Here is a 19,307-nt window from a genome sequence, read left to right as displayed (position 1 = left end):
CCTGCACCCGAAAGCGACGAGGGCACGTTCCGGGTAGAAACGTGCGCTTTGGAGGGTGCTCGATTTACGCAGCGAATGCGCCCGAAAGATTCGAGACTTACCTCGGGTTGCAGACCGATGGGTCAGCAGACCCCAGCGGATGTGCCTGGCCGGTCGGTGCCGACACGGCCCTGCGGCGGCAGGCCGCACCATCGCTGGAATCGACACGGCTCGGCGTGTCCGCCAAGAATCCCCCGATTAAATTCCGGCCAAAATTGCGTATGGTTGCATGCTTACTAAAATGGGGATCGCTCCTACGGTGCACGTAGGACGCGACCGATAGGCGGCGCGCTTGGCGTTGAGTAAGCGCGGTCGTCGCCCTGGCTTTCCGGCTTGCCTCGGCAAGGGAGCCTATGTCGGCCTGCGCAGGATTTCCGGATCGGACCCCGACAGCCGGCCCGGCTTCAACGGCCCCAGCGCCGCAGTCCCAGGCTCTCGGCCTGTTGACTGTAGGCCGCCAGTTGCTGCTGCACATAGGTGTCCAGCGCGTCGCCGGTCAGGCTGAACGGGTACAGGCCCTGTGCGGCCCGCAGGGCGGGATAGCCGGGCGCCTCCATCGCCTGCCGGAACGCATCGCGCCAGGCCTGGACGGCCGCGGCGGGCACGTCGGCTCCCAGGTACAGGCCGCGAACAGTGGACCAGAGCAACTCCACGCCCTGCTCGCGCGCGGTGGGCACCCCGGCCAGGGCGCCCGGCAGGCGCTCGGCCGACAGCACCGCCAGGATGCGCACCGGCGCGCCCGCCGCGACGGCCTGCAGCGCCTCGGCCGCATCGCCGGGGAACACGTCGACATGCCCGCCCTGCAGCGCGGCCAGCGCCTCGCCGCCGCCCTCGAACGAGACGAAGCGCATCGCCCGGTGGTCGCGGCCGGCGGCGCGCACCAGGAGCGCGGCTTTCACCCAGTCCTGGCTGCCCACAGTGCCGCCCGCGCCGAAGGCCAGCCGCGCCGGGTCCTGGCGCAGGGCCTCCACCAGCTGCTGCAGGGTGCGGAACGGCGAATCGCGCCGCACCGCGACGACGCCGTAGTCGGTCCCCAGCGCCGCGATCCAGCGCACCGCGCTGGCCGGGTGCGGCCCGAAGCGCCCCTGCGCCAGGTTGAGCAGCGAGCCGCTGGAGAACGCCACCAGCAGCGCCGGACCGCCCAGTTTGCCGGTGGCGATCCGGTCGAACGCCACCGCGCCGATGCCGCCGGGCAGGTAGCGCGGCTGCAGCGGCGGGCGCTGGGGCCGCACCGCCTGCAGCGCGTCGCGGGCCAGGCTGCAGGTCAGGTCGAAGCCGCCCCTGGCCTTGGCCGGCACCACGCATTCGGCGGCCGTAGTCGACGGGTCGGCCGCCGGCGGCGCACTGTCCCCGGCGCGGGCTCCGGTGACCAGCAGCAGCGCCGCGGCGATGGCACACAGGGCCTGGCGGCGGCGGGAAAAGGGCAGCGGCATGGGGTCGATCTCGGGTCGGGCATCGGGATGGGAGGGCATCAGACGGCCGGCGGCCGCGGCCACCACAGCGTCGCCTGCAGCCCGGGCCTCTGCGGCCGGGCGTCCAGCCGCAGTGCGCCGCGGTGGCGTTCGGCGATCGCGCGGGCGATCGCCAGGCCCAGGCCCGAGCCGCCGCCGCCGCCGCCGCCGCTGCGGGTGCCGCGCCGGAACCGCGGCCCTTCCGCGACCCGCTCGTCCGCGGGCATGCCGGGGCCGTTGTCCTCGACCTGCAGGCTCCAGCCTTCCGTGTCCTCGGCGGCGAGCAGGGTGACGGTGCCGGCCTCGTGGGTATAGGCGATCGCGTTGGCGGCCAGGTTGACCAGCGCCTCGCCGAGCAGGCCGCGGTCGCCCACCGCGGCGGTGGGGGCGGCCGGCGCCTGGATGCCCAGGTCGATCCGCCGCGCGCGGGCTTGCGGCAGCAGGCCGACGGCCACTTCGCGCAGCAGCTCCGCCATGTCGAACGGCGCCGGCTCGATCGCCACCGTGTCGCTGCGGCCCAGCGCCAGCAGCTGCTGGGTGCTGCGGGTGGCGCGGCCGATCTCGGTGGCGAGCGCGGCGAGGGCGGTGCGCACGTCGGCCTCGGCCGGCGCGCGCCGGGCGTAGTCGGCCTGCATCTGCAGGGTGGTCAGGTGGGTGCGCAGCTGGTGCGACGCGTCGTCCAGAAAGCGCCGCTGCTGCGCCACCAGCGCCTGGGTGCGGGCGACCTGCTGGTTGACCGCGGCCACCAGCGGCCGCACGTCGGCCGGCAGGCCCGCCTCGGCCAGCGGTGCCAGGTCGTCGGGGCTGCGCCCGGCCACCTCGCGGGCGATGCGCTGCAGCGGCCGCAGCGCCGCGGCCAGCGCGGCGGCGGTGCCGCAGACCAGCAGCACCAGCACCAGCGCGTCGCGCAGCGCGGCCCGCCGCACGAAACGCCGGGTGAACTCCTGCCGTGACCGGGTGCTCTCGCCCACCTGCACCAGCACGCTCCGCGCGGTGCTGCCGGCGGGCGCCCGGTCCAGGTCGCGGCGGAAGGCGACGAAGCGCACCGGCTCGCCGAAGTAGGGCGCGTCGTAGAACACCGGCGTGCCTGCGGCCGGCGGGCCCTGGGGCGGCGCCGGCAGGTCGGCACTGCCGAGCTCCACCAGGCCGTCGGAGGTGGCGACGCGGAAGAAGACCTGGCCGCTGGCGGTCAGCTCGAAGAACTCGAACAGCCGGTACGGCAGCTCGACCGACAGGCCGCCCGAGGCGGTCGAGATGTTGGCGTCGATCGAGCGCACCGCGCCCAACAGGGACCGGTCGTAGGCCGCGTTGGCCGAGCCGATCGCGTCGTGCCGCGTCATCCACAGCTCGACGCAGGTGACCAGCGCGAGCAGCGGCAGCAGCAGCAGGGCGAGGCGCTGCCACAGGCTGGCGCGGCGCAGCCAGCTCATGCGGCGGTCCGCGGCGCGTCGGCTTCCAGGGCGTAGCCCAGTCCGCGCAGGGTGACGATGCGCACGCCGCTGCCGTCAAGGCGCTTGCGCAGCCGGTGCACGAAGACCTCGACTGCCTCGGGGTGCACGTCCTCGTCGTCGGAGAACACCCGGTCGAGGATCTGCTGCTTGGAGAACGGCTCGCCGCTGCGCTGCACCAGCACCCGCAGCACCGCCAGCTCGCGCGGCGACAGACCCAGCGGCTCGCCGTGCAGCAGGAACTGCCGGCGCGCGCCGTCGTAGACCAGCGGCCCGCAGGCCAGCCGCGGATGCTCGCTGCCGCGGGCGCGCCGCACCAGCGCCTGCAGCCGCGCCTCCAGTTCGGCCAGCGCGAACGGCTTGGCCAGGAAATCGTCGGCGCCGGCGTTGAGCGAGCGCACCCGCTCGTCGAGCGAATCGCGCGCGGTCAGGATCAGCGCCGGCAGCCGCTGGTCGCGCGCCCGCAACCGCTCCAGCACCGCATGGCCGTCCAGCCCCGGCAGCCCCAGGTCGAGCACCAGCGCATCGTGGTCGCGCCGCTGGAGCGCCCGGTCGGCCAGCCGCCCGTCGTCCACCCACTCCACCTGGATGCCCGCATGCTCCAGCGCCTTGCAGAGCCAGGTGCCCAGGGTGTGTTCGTCTTCGGCCAACAGGATGCGCATGGAGAGATGCTAAGTCGCCACCAGCCAGGCCCGCCCCACGCATACCCGCAGCCGATCCGGGACGCGGACGGCTCCGCATCGAGCGGCGAGCGCAGCGAAGCCCCCCTCAGGGCACCCGTGGATCCGGCTCCACCGGTCCACCGGGTGCGCCCCCCTTCCCGCGCAGCGAGAGAAGGGGGGAGGCGGCGCAGCCGCCCGGGGGGATGTCTCTAGTCCGGTTTGATCTGCGCCCGCGCGATCACGGCCTTCCAGCGCGTCTGCTCGGCCGCGATGAACTGCGCGAACTGCGCCGGCGTGTTGCCGATCGCCTCGGCCGCGTCCCCGCCCAGGCGCTTGAGCGATTCGGGCGCCTTCACCGCCTTGGCGGTCTCGGCGGCGAGCTTGTCGAGGTTGGCCTGGGCCAGGTTGGCCGGCGCCAGCATGCCGTACCACTGGGTCATCTCGAAGCCGGGGAAGCCCTGCTCGGCCACGGTGGGCACGTCGGGCAGCTGCGGCAGCCGCTGGGCCGAGCCGGTGGCGATGCAGCGCACCTTGCCCGACTTGATGAACGGGATGATCGCCGCCGCGCCGATGGCCGAGGCCTCGAGCCGGCCCGACATCAGGTCGGTCAGCATCGGGCCGGTGCCGCGGTACGGCACGTGCAGCATGAACACGTTGGCCGTCATCTTCAGGTATTCGAACGCCAGGTGCCCGGCGCTGCCGTTGCCGGCCGAGCCGTAGCTGAGCTTGCCCGGGTTGGCCTTGGCGTAGGCGATGAACTCCTTGAGGTTCTTGGCCGGCACGTCCGGGTGCACCACGTACAGGCTCGGCACCTTGGCCAGCAGGCTGACCGGCTTGAAGTCCTTGTTCGGGTCCCAGGGCAGCTTGTCGAAGATGTAGGGGTTGACCGCCAGCGTGCCGATGTGGCCCAGGATCAGCGTGTGCTGGTCGTCGGCGCGGGCCACTTCGGCCATCGCGATGTTGCCGGCCGCGCCGGGCTTGTTGTCGACGAAGACGCTCTGGCCGAGCGTCTTGGACAGCTCCGCCGCGGTGGAGCGCGCGACGATCTCCGAGCTGCCGCCGGGGGCGAACGGCACGACGAAGCGGATCGGCTTGCTGGGCCAGGCGGCGGCCTGGGCGGCGGCGAGGGTGGGCAGCAGGCTGCCGGCGGCGAGCGAGCCGGTGGCGGCGAGGAGGTGGCGGCGGGTGGGCATGGAAATGTCTCCGGATTTTTCGAGGTGGAAGGATGGTGGGGGCGGGAGGCTTTCAGAATGCTGTCAGTTCAGCCGCCCCCAAAAAACCAGTACGCCACCGCCACGGCCGCCACCACCCCCACCCCGTCGGCCACCAGCGCGCAGCCCAGCGCGTAGCGCATGTTGCGCAGCCCCACGCTGCCGCCGTACACCGCCAGCACGTAGAACGTCGTCTCGGTCGAGCCCTGGATCACCGCCGCCAGCCGGCCGGGGAAGGAGGCCACGCCGTAGGTCTGCATCACGTCCACCATCAGGCCGCGCGCCCCGGCGCCCGAGAGGACCTTCATTAGCCCGACCGGCAGGGCCGGCAGGAAATCGGTGTTCCAGCCCAGCGCCGCCACGCCGCGGCCCACGCCAGCCAGCAGCCAGTCCATGCAGCCCGCCGCCCGGAACAGCGCGATGGCGCAGAGCATGCCGACCAGGTAGGGCACGATCTGCACCGCCACGCCGAAGCCCTCCTTGGCGCCGTCGACGAAGGTCTCGTACACCGGCAGCCGGCGCCAGGCCCCGGCCACCAGGAACGCGACCACCAGCGCCAGGATGCAGAACGCGCCGGCCATGCCGGTGATGCGCGCCGCCTGCTCGGCCGGCAGCCGCGCCAGCCCGGCCAGCAGGGCCGCCAGCAGCGCCAGCACGCCCGCCAGCGGCAGCAGGAAGCGCGGCCGCCACAGCGGCAGCCGCTGGCACACCGCCACCGCCAGCAGGCCGGCCAGGCACGAGGCGAAAGTGGCCAGCAGGGTCGGTAGAAGGATGTCGGCCGCGTTGAAGCCGGGCACGCCCTGGCGCAGGGCCAGGCTCTGGCGGATCGCGATGACCGAGGTGGGGATCAGCGTCAGGCCCGCGGTGTTGAGCACCACGAACATGATCTGCGCATCGCTGGCGGTGCCGGGCCGCGGATTGAGCGTCTCCAGCTCCCGCATCGCCTTCAGGCCCAGCGGCGTGGCGGCGTTGTCCAGGCCGAGCAGGTTGGCCGAGAGGTTCATCGTCATCGCGCCCTGGGCCGGGTGGCCGGCCGGCACGCCGGGGAACAGCTGGCGCAGCAGCGGCGCGGCGGCGCGGGCCAGCAGGTCGACCATGCCGGCCTTCTCGCCGATCCGCAGCAGGCCCAGCCACAGGGCCATCATCCCGGTCAGGCCCAGCGCGATGTCGAAGCCGCTGCGTGCCGCCTCGAAGAGCGCCGCCAGCAGCCGCGCGAAGATCTCCACGTCGCCCTGCAGCAGCCGCACGCAGGCCGTGGCGAAGGCCACGACGAAGAAGCCGAGCCAGACGAGGTTCAGCGCCATGCGGGCCGGCTTATCGGCGCACGGCCGCCAGGGCAGCGCCGGCCGCGATGAACAGGGTGCCGAAGGTCCGCTGCACCCAGCGCACCTGCCGCTCGGTGCGCAGGCGGCGCAGCACCCGCAGTGCCAGCGCGGCGTAGCCGGCCATCACGCAGCCCTCGGTCAGGCCCAGGGTGGCGCCGGCGACCAGGTACTGCATCGGCAGCGGCGCGGCCAGGTCCAGGAACTGCGGCAGCACCGCCAGCAGGAACACCGTGCCCTTCGGGTTGAGCGCGTTGACCGCGTAGCCGCGCCAGAACAGCCGCCGGGCCAGCGCCGCGGGCGGCAGCCCGGCCGCGTCGCCGGCCGGGGCGACCAGCGCATGGGCCGGGGCGCGCCACTGCTGCACGCCCAGCCAGCAGAGGTAGGCCACACCCGCCCACTGCACCGCATGGAAGGCGGTGGCCGACGCGGCGATCACCGCGCCCAGGCCGATGCCCACCACCGCCACCTGGGTCCACAGGCCCAGCACCAGGCCGGCGATCAGCGGCAGGCTGCCGCGCGCGCCGCCGTGCTGCAGGCCGCTGCCCATCGCCGCCACCGCGGCGGCCCCGGGCGACAGGCTGATCGCCCAGGCGGCGGCGAAGAAGGTGATCCAGACGGCGAGGGACATCGAAGCGGCTCCACAGGAGCGCGCCATCGGCAAAGGGCGGCGCGCGGTCAAAGCCGGCATTGTCGGACAGCGGCGGTCGGCAGAATCGGGGCATGCCTGCTGCGCCCACCCCCGACCTGCCCGCCTTGCCCCACCCGCTGCCCGCGACCGATGCCGGAGCCCGCGCCCTGATCGCCGCGCTCGATGCGTCGCTCGACCACTACCGCGCGACGGTCGAGGGCGCCGACGTCGTCTTCCGCCGCACCGGCACTGGACCGCCGCTGCTGCTGGTGCATGGCGGCCACGGCTGCTGGCTGCACTGGGCGAAGAACATCGCGGCGCTGGCCCGGCACCGCAGCGTGTGGCTGGTGGACATGCCGGGCTACGGCGACTCCGGCACGCTGGCCGATCCGCCGACGCTGGAGCATCTGGCCGGCGCACTCGCCGACGCGGTGGCGCAGGTGCTGGGCGCCGATACGCCGCTCGACGTCGCGGGCTTCTCGTTCGGCGGGCTGGTGGCCGCGCACATGGCGGCGCTGCGGCTGCAGCGCACGGCGGGCAGCGTGCGCCGGGTGGCGCTGCTCGGCACCAGCGGCCACGGCAGCATGCGGCGCGAGCGGCTGCGGATGCTCGACTGGAAGGGCGTGGCCGACGATCCGGCCGAGCGCGACCGGCGCCTGGCCCACAACCTGATGGCGCTGATGCTGCACGACCCGGCGGCCCTCGACCCGCTGGCGCTGGCCCTGCACCGCCAGGCCTGCCTGCAGACCCGCTTCGTCAGCAAGGCCTACGCGAGCCGCGCGGTGATCGGCCCCGCGCTGGACGCCCTGGCCGCGCACCGCGTGCCGGTGCTGCTGGCCTGGGGCGTGCACGACGTCACCGCCACCCCGGCCGAGACCGCCCCCGCGGTGGCCGCCGGCCGCAACGCCTGCACCTGGCGCCTGCTGCCCGATGCCGGCCACTGGATGCAGTACGAGCGGCCGGGGGCGACCGAGGCCCTGCTACTGGAGTGGCTGCGGGCCGGTACGGCGGAATCTTGAAGAAAAAGTGCCTGTGGCCGGCGCGGGAGGCCGGCCATCAGCTATCGATTAAATAGCAGCCAGAGGGCCGGCATCCTTCAGGCGCCGTGGCACTTCTTGTACTTCTTGCCGCTGCCGCAAGGGCAGGGATCGTTGCGGCCCGGCACCTCGGCGCGGCGCACCGTCTCGACCCGGGGGCCGATGCTCTTCCACAGGCGGCGCAGGTCGTAGACCGCCCAGATCGCGGCGCCGTAGGCGTCCAGCCGGGATTCGCTCACGCTGGGCGGGCCGTCCTCGCTGAACATGCTGATGGTCGGCTTGCCGGTGTCGGGCTCGGTCAGGGCGACGATGGTCTGCAGCGACTCGTCGAGCCACTGGGCGGCTTCCTTGTCGCGCGGGGCGGTCCAGTCCTCGGGCCAGTTCTCGACCGCGTACATGAAGCCCAGGGCCCAGACCTGGGCGATCGAGGGGATGTCCTCCTCGGCGATCTCGGGGCGCTCCTCGGGCGGCAGGGCGGCGATCGAGCCGCGCACGTCCAGCACTTCGGGCTGGAAGCTGTCGGGCGCGTCGAGCGACTGCACCTCGGTGTCCAGCGTGGCGACCATGTCGTCCCAGCGGCGCTGCCACAGCTCCAGGAAGCGGCGCTGCTGGATCACGCCCGAGAACGCGCCCAGGCCGTCGCCGTCCATCGGCGCGTCGTCGGCACCGGGCGCGGCGCCGTCGCCGAGCAGCACCGCCAGGTATTCCGCCTGCGGGATCGCCCGGCGGCAGCAGACCAGGGCGGCCATGTAGCCCTCGCAGAACTCCCATTGCGGCACCTCGTCGTCGCGGGTGCGCAGCTCGTCGAGGATGTCGTCGAGCGCGTCGAAGTCTTCCGGCGCCAGCGCGGTGGCGGAGGCGGCGTGCGATGCGGGATCGGTGTCGGGGGTGTCGGGTGTGTCGGACATGGCGGGCGGCGGAGGTGGTGGCGGTCGGGAGGGCCCGGCCCGGCAGGCGCAGGGGCCGGCGGCGGGATGCCGCGCAGGGCGGCCGAGCTTCTATGATCGATGTGCGCGCGGCGCGCCTGCGGACAGGAGGCGGCGGCAGCGCGCTGCAGAGGGCCCCGAAGTTTAGCCGCGCGGGCCGCGCGCACACCGAATAACACCGTTCCCACCCTGGAGTAGCCCCCCGATGCCGACCCCCGACGCGCCCGCGCATCCGCGCACCTCGACCCACGGCGCCCGCCGCGGGGCCGGCCGCTATCCGCTGCGCTACGCCACCCTCGGCCTGTGCCTGCTGGTGTGCGTGCTCTGCGTGGCCTGGCTGCCCTGGGCCGGGCATCCGGTGGCGGTGGGCCTGGCCGCGGTGGTGGCGGGCGCCCTGTCGCTGGTGGGCGTACACGACCTGCGCCAGACCCGCCACGCGATCCTGCGCAGCTACCCGGTGATCGGCCATGTGCGCTTCCTGCTGGAGTACATCCGCCCGGAGATGCGCCAGTACTTCATCGAGGGCGACACCGAGACGCTGCCCTTCTCACGCGCCCAGCGCTCCCTGGTCTACCAGCGCGCCAAGGGCGATCCCGACAACCGGCCCTTCGGCACCCAGATGGACGTGGGCGTGCAAGGCTACGAATGGATCAACCATTCGATGGCGCCGACCCGGCTGGCCTCGCACGATTTCCGGGTGTGGATCGGCGGCCGGCCGGGCGCGCCCTCGGCCTCGGTCGAGCCCTGCACCCAGCCCTACCAGGCGAGCGTGTTCAACATCTCGGCGATGAGCTTCGGCTCGCTCTCGGCCAACGCCATCCTGGCGCTGAACCAGGGCGCGAAGCTGGGCGGCTTCTGCCACGACACCGGCGAGGGCTCCATCTCCAAACACCACCGGGTGCACGGCGGCGACCTGGTCTGGCAGGTGGCCTCGGGCTACTTCGGCTGCCGCAACGAGGACGGCAGCTTCAGCGAAGAGAAGTTCGTCGCCGCCGCAGCCGACCCGCAGATCAAGATGATCGAGGTGAAGCTGAGCCAGGGCGCCAAGCCCGGCCACGGCGGCATCCTGCCCGGCACCAAGGTGACGGTCGAGATCGCCGATGCGCGGGGCGTGCCGGTGGGGGTGGACTGCATCTCGCCGCCCTCGCACAGCGCCTTTTCCACCCCCATCGAGATGATGCAGTTCATCGCCAGGCTGCGGCGCCTGTCGGGCGGCAAGCCGGTGGGCTTCAAGTTCTGCGTGGGCCACGTGTGGGAGTGGTTCGCGCTGGTCAAGGCGATGCTGGCCACCGGCATCACCCCCGATTTCATCGTGGTCGACGGGGCCGAAGGCGGCACCGGCGCCGCGCCGGTCGAGTTCACCGACCATGTCGGCGCCCCGGTGCAGGAGGGCCTGCTGCTGGTGCACAACACCCTGATCGGGGTGAACCTGCGCGACCGGATCAGCGTGGGCTGCGCCGGCAAGGTGATCACCGCCTTCGACCTGGCCCGCTTCATGGCGCTGGGCGCCGACTGGTGCAACGCCGGCCGCGGCTTCATGATGGCGCTGGGCTGCATCCAGGCCCAGACCTGCCACACCGGCAACTGCCCCACCGGCGTCGCCACCCAGGACGCCCTGCGCCAGACCGCGCTGGTGGTGCCCGACAAGGCCACCCGCGTCGCCAGCTTCCACCGCAACACCCTGCATGCGCTGCAGGAGCTGGTGCAGGCCGCCGGCCTGCAGCATCCGCAGGAGATCACCGCCCACCACATCGTGCGGCGCCTGACCGACACCGAGGTGCGGCTGCTGGCCAACCTGATCATGCGGGTGGAGCCCGGCGCGCTGCTGGGCGACCTGCAAGACCAGCACCAGGTCTTCAAGACCTACTGGCCGCTGGCCAGCGCCCACGGCTTCCGCGCGGCCGAGCCTCCGCCCCTGGTGCCCTCGGCCCCGGGCGCCGCCGCCCAGACGGTGTACCAGGCGCCGGTGGACGAGCATGCCTGAGGCGGTGGCGAGCCCCGGCCGCGCCGCGCACTACCGGCAGTTCCTGCAGGCCACCGCACCCGGCCAGCCGCGCCCCCTGGCGCACTACGACCTGCAGGGCGAACAGGTCTGGCTGAAGAAGGCCGGCGCCCGCAACGCCCGCTGGCCCTACTGGGTGCTGGGCGCCCTGGCCGGCGCCGCGCGGCTGCCGCTGCTGCGGCCGGTACCCAACCTGGGCGGCGCGCCGGCCATCCGCACCGAGGCCCGACGCCTGCGCGCGCTGGCCGCGCTCGGGCTGCGGGTGCCGCCGGTGCTGGCCGAGGGCCCCGAAGGCCTGCTGATGGGCCACCTGGCCGCGCCCGGGCAGGATACGCCGTCGCTGGCGGTGGAGATGCACGCGGCCACGGCCCGGCCGCCGGAGACGATGCTGGGCCTTTTCGCGCTCGGCTTGGACGCCCTGGCCATCGCCCACGACGCCGGCGCCTGCCTGAGCCAGGCCTTCGCCCGCAATCTGGTGCGCTGCCCCGACGGCACGGTGGCGTACGTCGATTTCGAGGACGACCCGGCCGCCGTGCTGCCCCTGGCCCACTGCCAGGCGCGCGACGTGCTGTGCTACCTGCACTCGGCCGCACTGCATCTGCACGAGGCCGCCGCCTTCGACGCGGCCCGGCCGCTCTTCGCCCGCTGGCTGGCGCTGCGCCCGCCGGCCGTGCAGGCGCTGGTGGCGACCGCGGTCCGGCGGCTGCGCCTGCTGCGCCGCCTGCCGGCCGACCGCAGCTGGGGCCGCGACCTGCTGCGGGCGCGGATGGCCTGGGCGCTGGCGGCCGGCGCTTAGCCGCGCGACCGCAGCCGTGGCAAGATCGCCGCCCCTTCTGCACCACGAGCCGGAACCTGCCCGATGCTGATCAACTGCGTTGCCTACCAGGACGGGGCCAAGCTGGCCGACATCTCCGTGGACCACATCAGCGAGTACGTCTCGCTGCCCGGCTGCTTTGTCTGGGTGGCGCTGGCCGACGCCACGCCCGAGGAGTTGGACGAGATGCAGCAGGAGTTCGGCCTGCACGAGCTGGCGGTCGAGGATGCCCGCCACGGCCACCAGCGGCCGAAGATCGAGGAGTACGGCGACTCGCTCTTCGCCGTCTTCCACCTGGTCGAGCCCGACGCGGAGCACGGCGAGGTCAACGTCGGCGAGGTCGACGTCTTCGTCGGCAGGAACTACGTGCTCTCGGTGCGCAACCGCAGCAAGCTGGGGTTCCTGGGCGTGCGCGAGCGCTGCGAGCGCCAGCCCGAGCTGCTGAAGACCGGGTCGGGTTTCGTGCTGTACGCGCTGATGGATGCGGTGGTCGACCGCTACTTCCCGGTGATCGACGCGCTGGAGGTGGAGCTGGAGACGATCGAGCAGCAGATCTTCACCAAGGGCGCGCCCTACAACAACATCCGCCGGCTGTACGAACTGAAGCGCCGCGCCCTGGTGTTGAAGCGCGCGGTGGCGCCCCTGCTGGAGGCCGTCGGCAAGCTGCACGGCGGCCGGGTGCCGCAGATCTGCATGGGCTCGCAGGACTATTTCCGCGACGTGATCGACCACCTGAGCCGCATCAACGGATCGATCGACGCGATGCGCGACACCATCGGCACCGCGATCCAGGTGAATCTGTCGATGGTCACCATCGAGGAGAGCGAGGTGACCAAGCGCCTGGCGGCCTGGGCCAGCATCTTCGCGGTGTGCACCGCCTTCGCCGGCATCTGGGGCATGAACTTCGAGCACATGCCGGAGCTGAAATTCCAGTACGGCTACCCGGTGGCGCTGGGGCTGATCTTCGTGGTGTGCGGCTACCTGTACTTCCGGTTCCGGCGCGCCGGGTGGCTGTGAGGGGCCTCACTAAGATGGCTGCATGACCGACGCCGCCGCTCCGCTTCCCGCCTCCCGCCACTGGTCCCACTGGCGCACCACCGACTTCGCACGCCTGCAGGCCACCGGCGCCGCGGCGCGGGCGGTCGCCGTGCTGCCGGTGGCGGCCACCGAACAGCACGGCCCGCACCTGCCGCTCTGCGTCGACAGCGCGCTGGTCGAAGGCGTGGTCGCCGCCTCGCTGCCGCACCTGCCGCCCACGCTGCACGCCCTGTTCCTGCCGACCCAGGCGGTCGGTTTCAGTCCCGAGCACCTGGCCTTCCCCGGCACGCTCAGCTTCAGCGCCGGGACGCTGATCCGCATCTGGACCGAGATCGGCGAGGCGGTGGCCCGCACCGGCATCCGCCGGCTGCTGCTGCTCAACGGCCACGGCGGGCAGGTGGGGGCGATGGACCTGGTGGCGCGCGACCTGCGGGCGCGGTGCGGGCTGATCGTCTATTCCAGCAGCTGGTTCTCGCTGCCCTTGCCCGACGCGGTGCAGGGGCTGTTCCCGCCGCACGAGCACCGCTTCGGCATCCATGCGGGCGACATCGAGACGTCGATGATGCTGCACCTGCACCCGGAGCGGGTCGCCATGGCCGAGGCCCGGGATTTCCGCTCCACCTCGGAAGACCGTGCCGCGCAGTACCCGATCCTGGGCAACGGCCGCAGCGCGAAGCTGGGCTGGCAGATGCAGGACTACAACCGCCAGGGCGCGGCGGGCAACGCGGCGGCGGCGACGGCCGACAAGGGCGCCGCGACCGTCGAGGCGGCAGGCCGGCAGCTGGCGTTGCTGCTGCAGGAGATCGCAGCGCTACCGCTGTCCACCCTGGTCGCGTCGCCGGACCTCGGCGACGCGGGTTGACGCGCTATCGCAGGGCTGTTTCTTTGCAGGCGCGGTCGATGCGCGGCCAGTGCTGCGCGTCTACCGCCAACCCTCTCACGCCACGGCAGAAAGGCCGTAGGCACCCGCCACGGCGAGGGCGCGCCGGTACAGGCGCAGGTAGAAAAGGCGGGACAGGGACGGGCGGGCAGGGCGGTTCATGCGCAGAGCATGCGAGGACGATGCGCTGCGCGCCGTCGGCCCGGCGGTGGCCTGCACGTCGGCCTGCGCCGCCAAAGCGGCAGGCCCGCGGCCGGCACTGCGGCACGCCGGAACGCGACATCCGAATGCCACGGCGCACGGCTTCCACTACGGATCACGAGTCGAATCGCCCTCCAGCCGGCGTCCTGCGCCGACCTTGTGCTATCGATTAAATAGCAATGCGCTCAGCCGGCCTTCCGGTGCCGCAGCCGCAGCATGCTGAACACCCCGGCGCCCGCCGCCAGCAGCGCGGCCAGGCCAAGGGCCACGACGGGGCCGCGCCCGTCGCCGGGCGGCGCGATGCTGAACACCACCGCCAGCAGCACCGCCCCCAGCGTCTGCCCCGTGAGCCGCGCGGTGCCCAGCATGCCGCTGGCGCCGCCCGATCGGTGGGCGGGCGGGGTGGTCACGATGGTGTGGTTGTTGGGCGACTGGAACAAACCGAAGCCGATGCCGCACATCGCCATCCGCCACACCACGTCGATATCCGACGGCTGGGCCGGCAGCGCCGCCAGCAGCGCCAGGCCGGTCGCCAGGGTACCGAGGCCGATGCCGCCCAGCAGCCCGTCGGGCACCCGGCCGATCAGCCGGCCGGCCACCGGCGCGATCGCCACGATGGCCAGCGGCCAGGCGGTGATCAGCAGGCCGGCGGCCAGGTGGCTGCGGCCGTAGCTGCCCAGCAGCAGGAACGGCAGCGCGATGTACGACAGCATCTGCGCCGCGAAGGCCGCGACCGAGGTGCACATCGACAGCGCGAACACCGGGATCCGCAGCAGGTCGACCGGGAACAGCGGCAGCGGCAGCCGGCTCTGGCGGCGCAGGTAGAAGAAGCCGACCGCGAGGCCCGCCGCCAGCAGCGCCACGCCGCTGGCCGCGCTGCCGGAGCCGGTGGCGCCGGCGGTGCGGGTGCCGAGCGCGTCGGCGCCCAGGAACACCAGGCCGAACATCAGCATGTTGAGCAGCACGTCCACCACCGACAGGCGCACGCCCGACACCTTGGCCGTGTTGCGCGGCAGGGCACGGCCGCCCAGCAGCACCATCAGCCCCAGCGGGAGATTGATCGCGAAGAGCCACGGCCAGCTGGCGACCGACAGCACCGCCGCCGCCACCGTCGGCCCCGCGACCGAGGCGGTGGCCACCACCACCGAATTGATCGCCACGCCCCGGCCGAGCAGCTTGCGCGGATACACCAGCCGGACCATCGCCGCGTTGACGCCCATCATGCCGGCGGCACCCACGCCCTGCACCGCCCGCGCCGCGACCAGCTGGCCGAGCGTCTGCGCCAGGATGCAGCCGACCGAGGCGGCGGTGAACAGCGCCAGGCCGCCCAGGTACACCCGCCGGTAGCCCACCGTGTCGCCCAGCGTGGCCAGCGGCAGCAGCAGGCCGAGCGTGGCCACCTGGTAGGCGTTGACGATCCAGATCGACGAGACCGCATCGGCCCCCAGGTCGTGCGCGATGCCGGGCAGCGCCAGGTTCAGGATGCTGCCGTCGAGCACGCTGAGCGTCATGCCCAGGATGATGACCGCCATCGCCCGCCGCCGGGCCGCGGGCGGCAGGCCGTCCGGGGCGCAGGCTTCGGCCGCGTCCGCACCACCGGGTGCCGTGCCGACGGAAAGCAGTGGCGCCTCAGCCACCCGGCGCCATGACCTTGTCGGGCGTCATCGGCAGGCTGTAGAGCCGCCGGCCGGTCGCGTGGAAGATCGCGTTGGCGATCGCGGCCGACACGCCCACCATGCCGATCTCGCCCACGCCCTTGACGCCCAGCGGGTTCACCACGTCGTCCTCCTCGGGCACGAAGAGCACGTCGATCTCGCCGATGTCGCGGTTCACCGGCACGTGGTACTCGGCGAAGCTGTGGTTCACCACCTTGCCCAGGCGGTGGTCGTGCAGGGCTTCCTCGTGCAGCGCATGGCTGATGCCCCAGACCACGCCGCCCTGGATCTGGCTGGTGGCGGTGCGCGGGTTGACGATGCGGCCGGCGGCGATCGCGCTCACGATGCGGGTCACCTCGACGGTGCCGAAGTCCTCGTCCACCCGCACCTCGGCGAACACCGCCGAATGGGTGGAGCGGGTGAACTTGCGTTGCTTCAGGAAATGCGGGAGCGACAGGGTCTTTTCCTCGACCCGGTCCTTGCCGCTGCGCCGCATCAGGTCGTCGAAGGCCACCGACCGTGCCGGGTCGGCCACCAGGCGGATGCGGCCGTCCACGAACTCGACCTCCTTGAACAGCGGCTTGCCGAGCGGCGCGTCGGGCAGCACCCGCACCATGCGGAACAGAGTACGCGCCAGCTTGTGGCAGGCGGCCTGCACCGCCGTGCCGATGGTGGCGACCGTCATCGAGCCGCCCTCGATCGGCGCCATCGGCAGGGTGGAGTCGCCCAGGGTGAACACCACCTTGTCGAGCGGCAGGCCGATGCTCGCCGCGGCGATCTGGGCCATGACGGTATAGGTGCCGGTCCCGATGTCGGTGGTGGCGCTGCTCACCGCCAGCGTGCCGTCGGCCTGCAGCACCGCACGGGCGGCGCCGGGCATCTGCATCGCGTCCCAGACGCCGGTGGCCATGCCCCAGCCGATGAGGGTGCGGCCGTCGCGCATCGAGCGCGGCGCGGCCGAGCGGCGCGCCCAGCCGAAACGCTCGGCGCCCTGGGCATAGCAGTCGCGCAGCGCCTTGCTGGAGAAGGGCTTGTCCTCGCCGTGGTCGCGCTCGGCGTAGTTGCACAGGCGCAGCGCCAGCGGGTCGAGGTCGGCGGCGTAGGCCAGCTCGTCCATCGCGCATTCGAGTGCATGCACACCGGTGACGGCGCCGGGCGCCCGCATGTCGATGGGCGTGAAGCGGTCGAGCGGCACCACCTTGAAATCGAGCGCCACGTTGTCGCACGGGTAGAGCAGGGCCGACCAGTTGACGATCACCTCCACGTAGTCCTCGTTGCGCGAGGTTTCGGTCACCGCGCTGTGCTGCACCGAGGTCAGCCGGCCGTCGGGCGTGCAGGAGAGCCTGATCGTCTGCACCGCTTCGGGCCGGTGGCCGAAGGTGAACATCTGCTGGCGGGTCAGCACCACCCGCACCGGGCGCTGCAGCTTGAGCGCGGCCATCGACGCCAGCAGCGACTGGTACTGCGGCCGCAGCCCCGAACCGAAAGCGCCGCCCACGTAAGGGCACAGCACCCGCACGTTCTCCTTCTTCAGCTTCAGCGCATGGGCCAGGTACATCCGCGAGTTCTGCGCGCCCTGGGTCTTGTCGTACACGGTGAGCCGGCCCGGGCCGTCCCAGACGGCGGTGGTGGCGTGCATCTCCATCGGGTTGTGGTATTCGGAGGAGGCAAGGTACTCGGCCGCGACCCGGATGCCGGCCGACCGGAAGGTGCCCGCCGCATCGCCCCGCGGCTTCGGCGGCGGGGTGAAGCCGAACTTCAGCCGGCCGGGCTTGCGCGCCTCGTCCAGGCGCTTGTGCAGGCTGCTGCGGTGGGGTTCGGCCGCATAGTCGATCCGCACCAGCCGGGCGGCGTGGCGCGCGGCCTCGAAGGTTTCGGCGATGACGAGCGCGACCGGCTGGCCCTCGGAATGCACCCGGTCGTCTTCCAGCGGCCGAAACGGCGAGCCCGAGGGCGAGACGATGTCCTTGTGCATCAGGTCCAGGCGCGACATCGGCAGGCGGTTGCCGTGGTGCATCACCTCCACCACGCCGGGCACGGCCCGGGCGGCGGCGGTGTCGATCCGCGCGATCCGGCCGCGGGCGATGGTGGCCGAGATCACCACGCCGTAGACCATGCCGTCGGCGAAATGCTCGGCCGCGTAGCGGGCGGCGCCGGTCACCTTGGCGCGGCCGTCGACCCGCGGCACCGGGGTGCCGAAGGGGCCGGGCAGGTTCACCTCGGGCCGGGGTGCGCGGGGGGTGGCGGGGGCTGGGGACGTGCTGTTCATGGGAGTACCTCGGTGCGGGCGTGCGGCAGGGGGCGGGCTGTCGGGGCCAAGGTGCGGGCGCTCATGCGGCCGCCTCCGGGCCGGCTGCCTGCAGCAGGGCGCGCACGACGGTGCGGCGGGCCAGCAGGATCTTGAAATCGTTGTCGCCCTGGCCGCGGGCGCCCGCCAGCAGGGCGTCGGCGGCGCGGCCGAAGGCCTCTTCGCCCACGGTGGCGCCAGCCAGCAGCGCCTCGGCTTCCGGCAGGCGCCACGGCTTGTGCGCGACGCCGCCGAGCGCGATGCGGGCCGACTTCACCGTGCGGCCGTCGGCTTCCAGGTCGAGCGCGGCGGCCACCGACACCAGCGCGAAGGCATAGGAGCGGCGGTCGCGGATCTTCAGGTACGCGGTGCGCGCGAACAGCGGCGCGGCGGGCAGGTCTACCGAGGTGATCAGTTCGCCGGGCGCGAGCGTGGTGTCCAGATCCGGCCGGTCGCCGGGCAGGCGGTGGAAGTCGGCGAAGGCGATGCTGCGGCTGCCCTGCGCACCCTGGACCTGCACCGTGGCGTCGAGCGCGGCCATCGCCACGCACATGTCGGACGGGTGCACCGCGATGCAGGAGTCGCTCGCGCCCTGGATCGCGTGGATCCGGTTCACCCCGCCGATGGCGGGGCAGCCGCTGCCGGGCTGGCGCTTGTTGCACGGCACCGACACGTCGTAGAAGTAATAGCAGCGGGTGCGCTGCAGCAGGTTGCCGCCGGTGGTCGCCATGTTGCGCAGCTGCGGCGAGGCGCCGGCCAGCAGCGCCTGGGCCAGCAGCGGGTAGCGCTGCTGCACCGCCGGGTGCCAGGCGGTGTCGGCGTTGCGCGCCAACGCCCCGATGCGCAGGCCGCCGCCCGCGATGTCCTCGATGCCGCCGAGCGGCAGGGCGTTGATGTCGACCAGCGCATCGGGCGCGGTCAGCCCCTCCTTCATCAGGTCGAGCAGGTTGGTGCCGCCGGCGATGAAGCGCACTTCGCCATGGTGGGCGCCGGCGCGGGCCACCGCATCGGCGGCGGAGGCGGCGCGTTCGAAGGCGAACGGGTTCATCGTGCGGCCTCCTGCCCGTGGGCCGCGCCGGGTGCGGCAGCCGGCTGCTGCCGGATCACCTGCACCACCGCCGAGACGATGCCGGCATAGGCGCCGCAGCGGCAGACGTTGCCGCTCATCTGTTCGCGCACGTCCTCGGCGTCGTGCGCATGGCCCTCGTTCATCAGGCCGACGGCCGAGCAGATCTGGCCCGGCGTGCAGTAGCCGCACTGGAAGGCGTCGTGGTCGATGAAGGCCTGCTGCAGCGGATGCAGCGCATCCTCCTTGGCCAGGCCCTCGACCGTGGTCACCTCGGCACCTTCGTGCATCAGGGCCAGCGTCAGGCAGGAGTTGATCCGGCGGCCGTCCACCAGCACGGTGCAGGCGCCGCACTGGCCGTGGTCGCAGCCCTTCTTGGTGCCGCTCTGCTGCAGGTCCTCGCGCAGCAGGTCGAGCAGGGTGGTCCACGGCGCCACCTCCACCTGGGTCGGGTGGCCGTTGAGCACGAAGCGCAGGGTCTGGGTGGGGGGAGGAAGCGCGGCCGCGGGTGCGGGGCGCGGGGAAACAACGGCCTGGTCCATGGGGATCCTTCTGCTCGGCGGCATGTCATCGTGGTGCCCGGTGGGCCGGGTCGGACTGCCATTCTTCGCAGCCGCTCCGGTGCCGCGCCAGAGCG

The 19,307-nt window shown here is 72.9% G+C and carries 16 protein-coding genes; 5 read left to right on the top strand and 11 right to left on the bottom strand.

Annotation, left to right across the window (positions count from 1 at the left end; translation table 11 throughout):
* Positions 1-443 precede the first annotated feature (443 nt).
* The 6 genes from ASE76_RS16235 to ASE76_RS16210 all read right to left on the bottom strand — a co-directional run bounded on the left by ASE76_RS16235 (position 444) and on the right by ASE76_RS16210 (position 6,764).
* Positions 444-1,472, bottom strand: a complete 1,029-nt coding sequence (locus tag ASE76_RS16235) for a tripartite tricarboxylate transporter substrate binding protein (RefSeq protein ID WP_055841971.1) — start codon at positions 1,470-1,472, stop codon at positions 444-446.
* 38 nt (positions 1,473-1,510) lie between these two features.
* Entirely contained in the window at positions 1,511-2,920 is a 1,410-nt protein-coding gene (locus ASE76_RS16230; protein WP_055841797.1) for a sensor histidine kinase, read from the bottom strand.
* Positions 2,917-3,600 (bottom strand): response regulator, encoded by a 684-nt coding sequence (locus tag ASE76_RS16225; RefSeq protein WP_055841795.1) that lies wholly within the window; start codon positions 3,598-3,600, stop codon positions 2,917-2,919. Before ASE76_RS16225 ends, ASE76_RS16230 begins: the two co-directional genes overlap by 4 nt.
* A 209-nt stretch (positions 3,601-3,809) precedes the next feature.
* Positions 3,810-4,793, bottom strand: a complete 984-nt coding sequence (locus ASE76_RS16220; protein ID WP_055841792.1) for a tripartite tricarboxylate transporter substrate binding protein — start codon at positions 4,791-4,793, stop codon at positions 3,810-3,812.
* A 68-nt stretch (positions 4,794-4,861) separates the two neighbouring features.
* Entirely contained in the window at positions 4,862-6,115 is a 1,254-nt protein-coding gene (locus ASE76_RS16215; protein ID WP_055841789.1) for a nucleoside recognition domain-containing protein, read from the bottom strand.
* Between the two features lie 10 nt (positions 6,116-6,125).
* A complete protein-coding gene (locus ASE76_RS16210; protein ID WP_055841786.1) occupies positions 6,126-6,764 on the bottom strand; it encodes a LysE family transporter in 639 nt (212 codons plus the stop codon).
* A 92-nt stretch (positions 6,765-6,856) separates the two neighbouring features.
* On the opposite strand from ASE76_RS16210, the gene ASE76_RS16205 reads away from it, so the two are divergent.
* Positions 6,857-7,783 carry an alpha/beta fold hydrolase gene (locus ASE76_RS16205; protein WP_055841783.1) on the top strand — a complete coding sequence of 309 codons (927 nt, stop codon included), beginning with the start codon at positions 6,857-6,859 and terminating at the stop codon, positions 7,781-7,783.
* Positions 7,784-7,860: 77 nt separating this feature from the next.
* Here the strand turns inward: ASE76_RS16205 and ASE76_RS16200 are convergent, their stop codons facing one another.
* Positions 7,861-8,709, bottom strand: coding sequence for a YecA family protein (locus ASE76_RS16200; RefSeq protein WP_055841780.1), 849 nt, complete (start codon positions 8,707-8,709; stop codon positions 7,861-7,863).
* Positions 8,710-8,932: 223 nt separating this feature from the next.
* Between ASE76_RS16200 and ASE76_RS16195 the strand changes: the two genes are divergently transcribed.
* The 4 genes from ASE76_RS16195 (at position 8,933) to ASE76_RS16180 (ending at position 13,443) form a co-directional block, all read left to right on the top strand.
* On the top strand, positions 8,933-10,711 hold the full coding sequence (locus tag ASE76_RS16195) for an FMN-binding glutamate synthase family protein (RefSeq protein WP_082448659.1): 1,779 nt from the start codon (positions 8,933-8,935) through the stop codon (positions 10,709-10,711).
* Entirely contained in the window at positions 10,704-11,525 is an 822-nt protein-coding gene (locus tag ASE76_RS16190) for a hypothetical protein (RefSeq protein WP_055841777.1), read from the top strand. Before ASE76_RS16195 ends, ASE76_RS16190 begins: the two co-directional genes overlap by 8 nt.
* Before the next feature lie 63 nt (positions 11,526-11,588).
* A complete protein-coding gene (gene corA, locus ASE76_RS16185) occupies positions 11,589-12,560 on the top strand; it encodes a magnesium/cobalt transporter CorA (RefSeq protein ID WP_055841775.1) in 972 nt (323 codons plus the stop codon).
* A 22-nt stretch (positions 12,561-12,582) separates the two neighbouring features.
* Positions 12,583-13,443: a creatininase family protein gene (locus ASE76_RS16180; protein ID WP_055841772.1), complete on the top strand. Its 861-nt coding sequence runs from the start codon at positions 12,583-12,585 to the stop codon at positions 13,441-13,443.
* A 404-nt stretch (positions 13,444-13,847) separates the two neighbouring features.
* On the opposite strand, the gene ASE76_RS16170 is transcribed toward ASE76_RS16180, so the two are convergent.
* The 4 genes from ASE76_RS16170 to ASE76_RS16155 all read right to left on the bottom strand — a co-directional run bounded on the left by ASE76_RS16170 (position 13,848) and on the right by ASE76_RS16155 (position 19,212).
* Entirely contained in the window at positions 13,848-15,194 is a 1,347-nt protein-coding gene (locus ASE76_RS16170; protein ID WP_082448658.1) for an MFS transporter, read from the bottom strand.
* A gap of 97 nt (positions 15,195-15,291) precedes the next feature.
* A complete protein-coding gene (locus ASE76_RS16165; protein ID WP_082448657.1) occupies positions 15,292-17,586 on the bottom strand; it encodes a xanthine dehydrogenase family protein molybdopterin-binding subunit in 2,295 nt (764 codons plus the stop codon).
* A 61-nt stretch (positions 17,587-17,647) separates the two neighbouring features.
* Positions 17,648-18,652: a xanthine dehydrogenase family protein subunit M gene (locus ASE76_RS16160; RefSeq protein ID WP_055841759.1), complete on the bottom strand. Its 1,005-nt coding sequence runs from the start codon at positions 18,650-18,652 to the stop codon at positions 17,648-17,650.
* Positions 18,649-19,212 carry a (2Fe-2S)-binding protein gene (locus ASE76_RS16155; RefSeq protein WP_156362824.1) on the bottom strand — a complete coding sequence of 188 codons (564 nt, stop codon included), beginning with the start codon at positions 19,210-19,212 and terminating at the stop codon, positions 18,649-18,651. Before ASE76_RS16155 ends, ASE76_RS16160 begins: the two co-directional genes overlap by 4 nt.
* Positions 19,213-19,307 lie beyond the last annotated feature (95 nt).

Origin of the sequence: Xylophilus sp. Leaf220 (assembly GCF_001421705.1) — a bacterium.
Taxonomy (GTDB): Bacteria; Pseudomonadota; Gammaproteobacteria; order Burkholderiales; family Burkholderiaceae_C; genus Xylophilus.
Note: the sequence above shows the minus strand (reverse complement) of the source record. Positions and strands in the feature narration are given on the sequence as shown.